Genomic DNA, 10,972 nt, shown 5'->3' with positions numbered 1-10,972 from the left:
CGTCTGAAAACTTGTTTTCAGACGACCTTTCTGTAAATGGAGCATTAGCCCCCTAAATACCAGAATTTCAACGCCCACAATACGGCAACTATCCACACCATAGATGGTACGTCTTTCAGGCGGTTGCATAATAGTTTGATCACTGCTTGGTGTCCGCACAAGTCGGCAACCGGCTGATTGCTCCGATGGTTTATCAAAATACGATGACGGGAGTCTTTTTTGAAGCGTGGTTCAGCAATGCCTACTGCCCGCATTGACTCGAAAATCGGTGATTATTTTAATGCACGATTTCACCGTATGGGTGTCTTACGGTAAATAGCGGAAAAATTGGGCCATAATGTATTGTCTCTTGCACCTTATTCGCCTGAGCTCAACCCGATTGATAAGGTGTGGGCGAATATTAAGCGGTATCTCTGCGAACCGTTTTGTCTGATTACGCCCGATTTGACGATGCACTACTGTCCTATTTCGATTTAAATTGTGACTATAAAAACCTCTTAAAAACCGTTTAAAAACCTATCAAAACCCGACAGCTTTTTTCCAAACACAGAAACGTCGAGATCCACGTCTTTAAAAGATTTCGGCGTTTTTTTATATTACTTATTATTTGTGCAAAAACTAACAGTCCCCCACAGTTGAGAAAAACAAGTCTGTAAAATCTCAAAAGACATACTTTCTTTAAAACTTTACATTCTTTACTTTATTTTATAAAAATCACAAAGTAGCGCAGTTTTTTGCTGGTCTTCCGAATCCCTAAATAGAAACTCGTCATGCCATATTTCCATCAAGGTGCGGATTACATTTTTCGCCTTCCTGTTGATTTACGGTTAGGTAATTCCAATAAAGTTCTAACCAATACGGCCCTCATAATAAGTCATACCGAAAGCATAGTTGTCCGAGCTTTTGTATCCCGTACTTATTGTAAGAGTAAACGCATTTAATCAGGTGCTCCGTCAGAATCTTGACTGTTCTGTCTGAGGTTTTGTCCAGCAAAAAGGCGTTATATAACTTTATTGAAAATCCGTTGATCACGATAAACAGGTAACCAAAAGCTTGTCGGTGGCTTTCTGACTTTTGAGTAATGGTAGCTTTTTGGTACACAAATGATGTAAATACTCAATTATATTTAGGTTATGAATTATTATTCAGCTATATGATGTAAAGGAGTAAAGTTAGAATAGAGAGTCGTCTGAAAAGGAGGGTAGGATTAAGTTTGCTTTTCAGACGACTTTTATAATTTTAGACTTTTGAAATGGTGGATATTCATAGTAAGCATATAGCTTTGAAATTATGTATTGATTATGGTTTGTTTACAAAAGCTTGATGCTAACAGTTTTTTAATTTATTTGTCCTATAAATAGGAGTTGAGCGATTACAATCTTCGTGCAGGTATGATTCAGCAGTTACAGAGCGGGAGTAACTATAGCCGGCCATAAAAATATGGAAGGAGTTTATTTTTATTTGGGGCGGAAGGCGGTGCAAATGGCGGTACAAATGGCGGTATCGGTTTCAATGAAGCCACCGCCGATTAAATCTACACAATAGGGAATGGCGCCGAATAGGCCAGGTACAACGATGCTGCCATCTTCCGAACGTACGCCGCCCAATGTTTCAGCAATGGCTTTCGGTCGGCCGGGTAGATTCACAATCAGGCTGTTGCCACGAATACCTGCTGTTTGGCGTGACAATATGGCTGTAGGTACATAATGCAGGCTGATACGGCGCATTTGTTCGCCAAAACCGGGCAGTTCCTTGTCTAATACAGCTTGTGTGGCTTCGGGTGTGATGTCGCGTGGTGCAGGCCCTGTGCCGCCGGTGGTAAAAATCACATCGCAATGCTCTTCATCTGCCATATGGATAAGCACGCTTTTGATTTCGTCTTGATCGTCAGTAATAAGGGCTTCTACATAACGGATCGGATTGAGAAGGGCTTTGTCAAGCCAGCTTTTGAGTGCGGGAATACCTTCATCGGCATACACGCCGCTGCTGGCGCGGTCACTGGTGGAAATTAGGCCGATGGTGATGGTAGGGAGTGTGTTCATGATAATAGCAGACTCAAAAGATAGAAAACTGCATTGTACCTGATTAGCTGTATCTGTTGTGGGTGTTGGCAATGTGCAAAACAGCGGGATTTAAAATACAGATCTTCAGGTAGAGACTGGTTTGAGAAGTTGTTCATAAAAATCATTTTTCTATAAATGTACTCAATCTCAAATAGGATGATATTCTGTTTATCACCTCATTATTGTTCTGCTCAACAAGTAGTTAGCTATGAATGAAATCTTGTGCATAAATTGCCTCAACTGCTTTATTCCCTATTGGCGGAGCACTCGATAATAAAACATGCCTGCCTGAAAGTTTCCTCTCAGACAGGCATTTCTCTTCACTAAGTTTTCAGACGACCTTAACCTGCCGGTTCGTCCATCCAATCTACTTTACTCATTTTACGCACAATCACCCATTCGTCGCGGTTGGAACCTACTGTACCGTAGTAGTTAAAACCGTAGGCAAGTTGTGCGTAGCCGCCGATCATGTGGGTTGGTTTCAGAATAGCGCGGGTTACCGAATTGTGGATACCGCCGCGTTTTTGCGAAACCTCGCCTGCCGGAGTATGGACAATTTTTTCCTGTGCGTGATACATCAGGATCATGGTCTCGGGGATGCGTTGGCTCACCACGGCGCGACAGGCAATGGTACCGTTGGCATTAAACACTTCTACCCAATCGTTATCGACAATTCCGGCTTTCTTCGCATCGACTTCGGAAATCCACACGTTCGGTCCACCACGGAACAGGGTAAGCATACGCAGGTTTTCTGAATAGGTACTGTGAATCCCCCATTTTTGGTGAGGCGTGAGGAAGTTAAGTGTAATTTCCTTGTTGCCATTGGGGTATTTGCCCAGCAGTTTTTGGGTGGTTTTAAAATCAACGGCAGGTTTGTATACACACAAGTGTTCGCCGAAATCCCGCATCCATTTGTGGTCTTGATAGAACTGCTGGCGGCCGGTAATGGTACGCCACGGGATCAGTTCGTGTACGTTGGTATAGCCGGCGTTGTAACACACTTCTTCGCTTTCCACGCCGGACCAAATCGGAGAGGTAACGATTTTGCGCGGTTGGGCAACGATGTCACGGAATCGGATAGCCGTATGCTCGCTGGCGTTAATCAAATGGGAGTGATCGCGACCGGTGGCTTTGCCTAAGGCCTCCCATGCTTTTTTGGCAACATGGCCGTTGGTTTCCGGAGCGAGGGTTAAGATCATCTCGCAGGCGTCAATGGCAGTTTCGATTTTCGGTTGGCCTTTACCGGCTCCGTTGACTTGTACGCCGTTGAGTTTACGCAGGAATTCAACTTCATGCTTGGTATCCCAAGCCATACCTTTACCGTTATTGTTGACTTTTTCCAGTAACGGGCCAACTGAAGTGAATTTTTCGTAAATCGCGCCGTAATCGCGCTCGACCACGGTAATTGCAGGTATGGTTTTGCCCGGAATCGGGTCGCATTCGCCATGTTTCCAGTCTTTCGGATTAAACGGTTGTCCGAGCTCTTGCGGGCTGTCGTGCATCAGCGGAGTCAGTACGACGTCTTTTCGCACGCCGATATAGTCTTTGGCCAATTCGCTGAATTTCTTAGCGAAGCCTTTGTAGATTTCCCAGTCGGTTTTGCTTTGCAAGGTGGTTAGAACCGGAATGCCTGAGCTGATAGCGGCAAGGTATTCCGACAACAAACCGCGGTTATCGATTTCTGCATGGCCAAATTTGTTAATGACTACCAAATCCGTGCCTTCCGCTATGGCTTCGCGAATCACCGAACCTGCCGCTGCCAGTGCGCCGGCGTCTAGTTTACAGCCACTGGAATGGTTGCCGAGATTTTGGAAAATGGAAAAGCGCCGGTTGTCTGCGACGGAAGCCAGCTCCGAATTGCTGTGCTTACCTTCATTGTCTATCGGATTTAATAGTCCGGCCACGCGCCATCCGTCTTGTTGCAACCGGCGCACGGCCTGCCATAATGCAGTTATCGCAGCATCGCCTTCATCAGCATATACCACGGCGGCGATAGCATAGTCTGATTGTTGTTCTATCTGATTGGACATAAATTCACTTTCAAGGGTATTGAAGTTTTGGGCAAAATCTTGCAATGTCGTTGCAAACATTATAGTGGATTAAATTTAAATCAGGACAAGGCGACGAAGCCGCAGACAGTACAAATAGTACGGCAAGGTGAGGCAACGCCGTACTGGTTTAAATTTAATCCACTATAAAACGTTTGAATCTCTTGGGACGATTGTCCGTAGATGTCAGTCGGAAAATTGCAGGGACAGTATAGCCGTCATTAGAGATAAAAGGGCCGGCTCATTAAACAAAATAAACAAAAGGTCGTCTGAAACCCGCGCTGCAGGCTTTCAGACGACCTTTCTTATTGCTTAAGAACGTTGAAACAGATTATTTGGCTGCTTCAGGTTGGCTGGCTGCTTGGCTGGCGGCTGCCGCTTTATCGCCTTCTTTGGCGAAGTATTTGGCGTGGATTTTGTCGTATTCGCCGCTGTCGCGTACTTTTTTCAGCGCTTCGTTCAGCATTTTAGCGGTCGCTTCGTCACCCTTGCGTACGGCGATACCGTAGTTTTCAATCGTGAAATCAGGCAGCGTGATAAAGTCCATGCTTTTGGTCGGGTTGTTTTTCACATAGTTGGCGATGACCGCGCTGTCGCTGACTACGGCATCTACGCCGCCGTTTTCCAGCTCTTTAATGACCAAAGGAACGCTCTCAAAGCGGGCGATTTTCGGATTGTCGTTGCCCAAGAGTTTGGAAACGGAGAAGTCGCCGGTTTGACCGGTAACGACACCGACTTTAGCCATGTTTTTGAGGTCGTCTGAAGAGGCGACTTTTTTGCCTTTAGGAACGAGGACGACTTGGGTGATTTCAAAATAAGGGTCGGTGAAATCCATGGACTGCTTGCGCTCGTCGGTAATGGTTACGCCGGAGATAATGATATCCGTATCGCCGTTTTTGAGCGCGGGGAAGAGGCTGTCCCAAGGCTGGTGTTTGAATTCGACTTTGAAGTTGCCGATTTTTGCCATGGCGTTCATCAAATCGACGTCGAAACCTTCAACGTTGCCGGCGGAATCCAATGATTCGAAAGGGGCAAATTCGGCGTTGGCGGCGACGCGGTACACTTTGTCGGCTTTAGGGGCTGACGAGGATGCGTCTTTGCTTTGACCGCCGCAGGCGGAGAGTGCCAGCGCAGAGCAGGCGAGGGCGGCTGCAATCCATTTTTTCATGTTCATGGGGAGGTTCCTTCTTTACGGATATTAATAAATAAACGGATAGTTTAACACGGTTTGGGGAAGTCGCTACGCGTCAGTGTTCTTTTTCGCGGAAAAAAGCGTAGGTTACGTCATGGAATAGGTCGGTATGCGGGCTGTCTTCGTAGTTCAACTCGGCGAGCGCGTCTTCAAAGGCAAGCTGGATGGACTCGACGGCTTCGTTTGCCATGTCGGACGGCAGCGAACGGATCAGGCCTTTGAGGGCGGTGGCGAGGACGTGGTTCTGCATACGCAAAACGTCGTTGGCTTCTTCCAAATATTCGAGGCGTTGTTCGATGCTGCTCATGATGTGTTCCTGGGAATCTGTTAAAATACCGCATTATAGCAAATCACGGCATTCGCTATGCGCGTGAAATGAAATGACACAACGGAAGAACGAAAGCTAAAAATGGATACGAATCGTCCCGATACGCCACAACAAGCGGATGAAAGCCTGGATTGGGAAAGCCGCTTGGAAAAGCTGCGGCAAACCCGCCAATTGAACGCACCTTACACACACGCGCCTTTGGTGCGCGAATCTCAAGAGCCTGCTCTCGAGCAGAAGCCTAAAGCCAAGTCGGTCAAGCTTGACGATGCCAACCGCGATGCCGTGTTGACGGAATATCTGCGCAAGTGGCAGGAGGAGCATAACGCCATGCTGGAGGAAGACGCTGCCGAAACGGCGGAGACCGATGCGATGGTGATTTTGCAGGAAAACTGGCTGAACGCGCAGTCTTCGCTGCAAATGAGCGCGTCAGACAGACAAATCGAGTCCACGCGTACGGTTTGGCTGAATCCGAAACGTAAAACGGTCGAATTTGACGCGCCTGTAAAAGACGCGCCTGCCAAAGATGAAGCAACGTCGTCTGAAAACGAAAATCCGCAGGCGCAAGAGCAGGTTTCAGACGACCTCAAAGAAGAAACGCCGCCGATTACCGTCAATATCAACGTGTTGAACCCGCAGGTTATCAACCGCAGGGAAGTGTTCTGCATTTCCGAGCAAGACCTGAGCGAGCGTTTAATCAGACGCCTGCGCCCGCACGTCGCCGACGCGGTCAACGGCATGATACGCACCGCCATTCAGAAACAAATGGCACTGTTTACCTATCAGCTCCAACAAACCCTCAGCGAGCAGGCGCCCGATTTGGTGGAACAGCTTTTGGATTACAACGTGAAAAAAATCCTGAACGACATCAAATACGAAATGAAATACAGTCAGGGAAACAAAAAAGCGTGATAACGCAGCCGCAGCTTCAGGTATTAGCCTGAAAATGCTGATTTTTCCGCCGATTTTGTATATAATGGTGACTCACGTTATCGTGATTTAACTCCTTTCAAATAACTTATGCCCGATACACCGTCGGGCATTTTTTTGGGCATGGATTTTATGAACAAAAACAAATGGATTTGGATATTGATTGTTGCCGCTGTGGCAATCGGTTATCAAAAAATGCAGCAGGGGCGGCAGGGGCAGGCAGCGGATGCCGTACCAACCCAAACGCAGACTCAAACCCAAGCGGAAAAACGCCCATCCGAACAGCCCCAGCCTGAGCAGTCTCCATCCAAAAAGTCGCAACCGAAGCAGCCGAAGTCCGATCGCCAAGCAGGACAAGGCAGCGCGGAACAAATATTGCAGCAAGCCTTTGAAAACCAAGAGAGCGATATTCAAGTGAAAGGCGCAGGTACGGTTCTCAAAACGCTGCCCGACGACAACCAAGGCACGCGCCATCAGCGGTTTATCTTGAAACTTTCCAGCGGGCAAACGCTTTTAGTGGCGCACAACATCGACCTCGCCGACAAAATCAAAGGCTTGAAAAAAGGCGATAAAGTCGGCTTCTACGGCGAATACGAATGGTCGGAGCAGGGCGGCGTCCTCCATTGGACGCACCACGACCCCGCAGGCCGCCATACCGACGGCTGGCTGAAACACGACGGTCGGGTTTATCAATAAAAGCTTGGAACGATGGCAAAAGGTCGTCTGAAAAACGTTTTCAGACGACCTTTTCTTATGGTTCAAATAATTTTTATTTCTTCGCCGCCCTTCTCGCGCGGATGACTTCGATCACGCCCGGCAGGATGGAAATCACGATAATCGCCACCATGACCAAAGCCAGATTGTTTTTGACAACCGGAATATTGGCGAAGAAATAGCCGGCATAAGAAAACGATACTACCCACAATACCGCGCCGATGATGTTGTAGCGGATGAAAGTGCCGTAGTGCATGCTGCCCATGCCCGCGACAAACGGGGCAAACGTGCGCACAATCGGGACGAAGCGGGCGATGATGATGGTTTTGCCGCCGTGTTTTTCGTAGAACGCGTGGGTTTTCTCCAGATAAGACTGGCGGAAGATTTTGGAATCGGTGTTGGCGAAGAGTTTGCGCCCGAAAAACTTGCCGATCATGAAGTTGGCGGCATCGCCCAAAATCGCGGCGGCCAAAAGCAGCGCGACCATGACATGAATGTTCATGCTGCCGACCGCGGCAATCCCGCCCGCGGCAAACAGCAGCGAATCGCCCGGCAGAAACGGCGTAACCACCAAGCCGGTTTCGCAGAAAATAATCAAAAACAACACCGCGTAAATCCATACGCCGTATTGCGCGGAAATCTCGACCAAATGCTGGTCGATGTGGAGGATAAAATCAATAAGGGTCGAAATCACGAGATTTTCCTGAAATAAAAAAGACAGGGGTCGTCTGAAAACAGACGCGTCGCCAAATGTCCGCCATTGTATATGAAACCCATGTCGCGCGCCCCTTTTTCAGACGACCCTGCGCCTTGATGCGCCCTGACAAAACAACGTACAATAAACCCGATTCCAACCCATCCGGTATGCCTTTGTGAACCAGCTTATTTTCGACTTCGCCGAACGCGGCTATCCCGGTTTCGACAAATTCCTCGGAACGGAAAATGCCGAACTGGTCTATGTGTTACAGCATAAACACGACCCGTTTATCTATGTCTGGGGCGAAGAAGGCGCGGGCAAAAGCCACCTGCTGCGCGCGTGGGTCGCCCAAGCGCTCGACGCGGGGAAAAAAGCCGTCTATATCGACGCCGCCGCCACACCACTGACCGAAGCTGCCTTTGAGGCCGAATACCTCGCCATCGACCAAATCGAAAAACTGGGCAACGAAGAACAAGCCCTCCTATTTGCCGTATTCAACCGTTTCCGCAACAGCGGCAAAGGCTTTCTGCTGTTAAGTTCCGAACACACCCCCCAACAGCTCGTCATCCGCGAAGACTTGCGCACCCGCATGGCGTACTGCCTCGTTTACGAAGTCAAACCCCTGACCGATCAAGAAAAAATCGACGCGCTCGTCAGCATGGCGGCGGCACGCCAAGTTACCATAGACCCCGAAATCTTCGAATACCTGCTCAACCACTGGCGGCGCGATATGGACAGCCTGATGCAGATGCTCGACACGCTGGACAACTACGCCGTTACCATGGGCAAACGCATTACCCTACCGCTTCTGCGCCAGCTTTTGAAACAACAGGAAACCCAATGAAAAACCTCGCCATCTTCGACCTCGACAACACCCTCATCAACACCGATTCCGACCACTCTTGGCCGCAATACCTCATTAAAAAAGGGCTGGTTGATGCTGCCGAAACCGAAGCGCAAAACGAAAAATTCTACCGCGATTACCAAAACGGCTGCCTCGACATCGACGCCTTCCTCAAATTCCACCTCGCCCCGCTCGCCCGTTACAGCAAAGAAGAGCTGGCGGAATTTCACCGCGAATTTATGGCACAGTTCATCACGCCCCACATCTCGCCCATGCAGCGCATGCTTGTGCAGAGCCACCAAATGGCGGGCGACGAAACCCTCGTGATCTCCTCGACCAACGAGTTCATCATCACCCCCATCTGCCACCTTTTCGGCATCACCAACATCATCGGTACCCAACTCGAAACCGGTACCGACGGCCGCTACACCGGCAACTACATCGGCACGCCCAGTCTCAAAGAGGGCAAAATCACCCGCCTGAACCAATGGCTCGCCGAACGCGGCGAAACGCTCGAAAGCTACGGCAAAACCTATTTTTACAGCGACTCCAAAAACGACCTGCCGCTGCTGCGTCTCATCAACGAACCCGTCGTCGTCAATCCCGATGCCGAGTTGGAACAAGAAGCCAAAGCAAAAGGTTGGCCGATATTGAACTTCAAATAATCAAAACCGCGCCCGCCGCCCAAACGGGCGCAATACCTTAGCGTGGGCTTCGCCCGCGAAAAACAAAAGGTCGTCTGAAAATAAGCGCAAACCCGTAGCGTGGGCTTGGCCCACGAAAAACAAAGGTCGTCTGAAAACAAATCAAAAACAACCCCCTAAACCCGCTACAAATCTACAAATAAGGAAAACAATATGTCCATCCGCGCCATCATCCCCGCCCTGCTGCTTGCCTTCGTCCTACCCGCAACCGCGCAAACCGTCAATCCGGCAGAATACGCCCCCGCATCCAATAATCCCGCACAGCCCATCAAACCCGTCAAACTGTCCATCCTAGTTTCCCCAGAAGGAAAAGCCGTAGAAGTCAGCATCCTCGAATCCAGCGGATATGAAGGGCTCGACGAAACAGCCGTGGCAACCGCCAAAAAAGACAAATACGATGCCGCCGGATACTGGGTGAAATATAAAGGAACCATCGAGTTTAAAAACCAATAGGTCGTCTGAAATGTCCGCGTTCAAACCCGTTATCGTTACCACCACCGCCCCGACCCGCGAAGAAGCCCAAAAAATCGGCAGCCTGCTTTTGGAAAAGCAACTCGCCGCCTGCGTGCAATACGAAGTCATCACCAGCCAATACCTTTGGAACGGCGAAATCTGCCGCGACGACGAAATCCGCATCACCATCAAAACCTCGCGCCACTGCTACCGCGAAATCCAAAAAAACCATCCTCGCCAACCACAGCTACGAATGCCCGCAAATCCTGATGCAAAACGTATCGCGCGGATACGCTCCCTATTTGCGCTGGCTGAAGCAGAGTTTAGGTTTATAAAACAGCCGCGTCGTCTGAAAAACGCCCAAGCATCATTATGAATTTACAGGGAAGTCCACTATAATGACGGCTTTTGATTTTCAGACGACCTTATAGTAGATTAACTTTCAACCAGTACGGCGTTGCCTCGCCTTAGCTCAAAGAGAACGATTCTCTAAGGTGCTGAAGCACCAAGTGAATCGGTTCCGTACTATCTGTACTGTCTGCGGCTTCGTCGCCTTGTCCTGATTTTTGTTAATCCACTATACGTCTGCATCCGCAATCCCAAACCAAAAGGAAACCCATGTTCCGCACCATGCTCGGCGGCAAGATACACCGCGCCACCGTTACCGAAGCCGACCTCAACTACGTCGGCAGCATCACAATAGACCAAGACCTGCTCGACGCGGCAGGCATCCTCGTTAACGAAAAAGTCGCCATCGTCAACAACAACAACGGCGAACGCTTCGAAACCTACACCATCCCCGGCGAACGCGGCAGCGGTGTCGTCTGTCTCAACGGTGCTGCCGCACGGCTCGTCCAAAAAGGCGACATCGTCATCATCATGTCCTACGTCATGCTGTCCGAACCCGAAATCGCCGCGCACGAACCGAAAGTCGTCCTCGTGGACGAACACAACAAAATCCGCGACATCCTCTCCTACGAGCCGCCGCACACCGTCCTATAA

General features: G+C 49.3%; 12 protein-coding genes and 2 pseudogenes. 9 read left to right on the top strand and 5 right to left on the bottom strand.

From position 1 onward, the window contains the following. Positions 1-146: 146 nt before the first annotated feature. A pseudogene (locus tag NSCA4_RS15740) lies at positions 147-512 on the top strand (transposase); the annotation flags it as partial. Between the two features lie 945 nt (positions 513-1,457). Here NSCA4_RS15740 and mog read toward each other — a convergent pair. The 4 genes from mog to NSCA4_RS0105340 form a co-directional block, all read right to left on the bottom strand. Continuing rightward, positions 1,458-2,042, bottom strand: coding sequence for a molybdopterin adenylyltransferase (mog, locus tag NSCA4_RS0105355; protein ID WP_016687178.1), 585 nt, complete (start codon positions 2,040-2,042; stop codon positions 1,458-1,460). A 362-nt stretch (positions 2,043-2,404) separates the two neighbouring features. Beyond that, positions 2,405-4,093, bottom strand: coding sequence for a DUF2478 domain-containing protein (locus NSCA4_RS12865; protein ID WP_255265277.1), 1,689 nt, complete (start codon positions 4,091-4,093; stop codon positions 2,405-2,407). 349 nt (positions 4,094-4,442) lie between these two features. Then, positions 4,443-5,285 carry a basic amino acid ABC transporter substrate-binding protein gene (locus NSCA4_RS0105345; protein ID WP_016687176.1) on the bottom strand — a complete coding sequence of 281 codons (843 nt, stop codon included), beginning with the start codon at positions 5,283-5,285 and terminating at the stop codon, positions 4,443-4,445. A 73-nt stretch (positions 5,286-5,358) separates the two neighbouring features. Further along, entirely contained in the window at positions 5,359-5,610 is a 252-nt protein-coding gene (locus NSCA4_RS0105340; RefSeq protein WP_016687175.1) for an NGO1151 family protein, read from the bottom strand. Positions 5,611-5,712: 102 nt separating this feature from the next. Between NSCA4_RS0105340 and NSCA4_RS0105335 the strand changes: the two genes are divergently transcribed. Together NSCA4_RS0105335 and NSCA4_RS0105330 are read left to right on the top strand one after the other, a co-directional pair. Then, entirely contained in the window at positions 5,713-6,540 is an 828-nt protein-coding gene (locus NSCA4_RS0105335; protein WP_016687174.1) for a hypothetical protein, read from the top strand. Between the two features lie 108 nt (positions 6,541-6,648). Continuing rightward, complete coding sequence (locus NSCA4_RS0105330) at positions 6,649-7,254, top strand: DUF3465 domain-containing protein (protein WP_016687173.1); 606 nt, start codon at positions 6,649-6,651, stop codon at positions 7,252-7,254. Positions 7,255-7,327: 73 nt separating this feature from the next. Here the strand turns inward: NSCA4_RS0105330 and NSCA4_RS0105325 are convergent, their stop codons facing one another. Then, positions 7,328-7,966: a DedA family protein gene (locus NSCA4_RS0105325; protein WP_016687172.1), complete on the bottom strand. Its 639-nt coding sequence runs from the start codon at positions 7,964-7,966 to the stop codon at positions 7,328-7,330. Between the two features lie 56 nt (positions 7,967-8,022). Here NSCA4_RS0105325 and NSCA4_RS16010 point away from each other — a divergent pair, with 56 nt between their 5' ends. From NSCA4_RS16010 to panD, 6 genes and pseudogenes are all read left to right on the top strand, one after another. Then, the gene (locus tag NSCA4_RS16010; protein ID WP_016687171.1) at positions 8,023-8,148 is read left to right on the top strand and encodes a hypothetical protein; all 126 of its coding nucleotides are present in this window, start codon (positions 8,023-8,025) and stop codon (positions 8,146-8,148) included. Next, entirely contained in the window at positions 8,145-8,813 is a 669-nt protein-coding gene (gene hda / locus NSCA4_RS0105315; RefSeq protein WP_003763115.1) for a DnaA regulatory inactivator Hda, read from the top strand. Before NSCA4_RS16010 ends, hda begins: the two co-directional genes overlap by 4 nt. Next, positions 8,810-9,478: a histidinol-phosphatase gene (locus NSCA4_RS0105310; RefSeq protein ID WP_016687170.1), complete on the top strand. Its 669-nt coding sequence runs from the start codon at positions 8,810-8,812 to the stop codon at positions 9,476-9,478. The genes hda and NSCA4_RS0105310 overlap by 4 nt, the downstream gene beginning before the upstream one ends. 192 nt (positions 9,479-9,670) lie before the next feature. Further along, positions 9,671-9,970 (top strand): TonB family protein, encoded by a 300-nt coding sequence (locus NSCA4_RS0105305; protein ID WP_016687169.1) that lies wholly within the window; start codon positions 9,671-9,673, stop codon positions 9,968-9,970. Positions 9,971-9,980: 10 nt separating this feature from the next. Continuing rightward, positions 9,981-10,305: pseudogene (cutA, locus tag NSCA4_RS12860) on the top strand (divalent-cation tolerance protein CutA). A 283-nt stretch (positions 10,306-10,588) separates the two neighbouring features. Beyond that, positions 10,589-10,972 carry an aspartate 1-decarboxylase gene (gene panD / locus NSCA4_RS0105295; protein WP_003767516.1) on the top strand — a complete coding sequence of 128 codons (384 nt, stop codon included), beginning with the start codon at positions 10,589-10,591 and terminating at the stop codon, positions 10,970-10,972.

Origin of the sequence: Neisseria sicca 4320 (assembly GCF_000193735.1) — a bacterium.
Lineage (GTDB): Bacteria > Pseudomonadota > Gammaproteobacteria > Burkholderiales > Neisseriaceae > Neisseria > Neisseria sicca_E.
The sequence above is the reverse complement of the archived record's forward strand: the minus strand, read 5'-3'. Positions and strand labels throughout refer to the sequence as shown.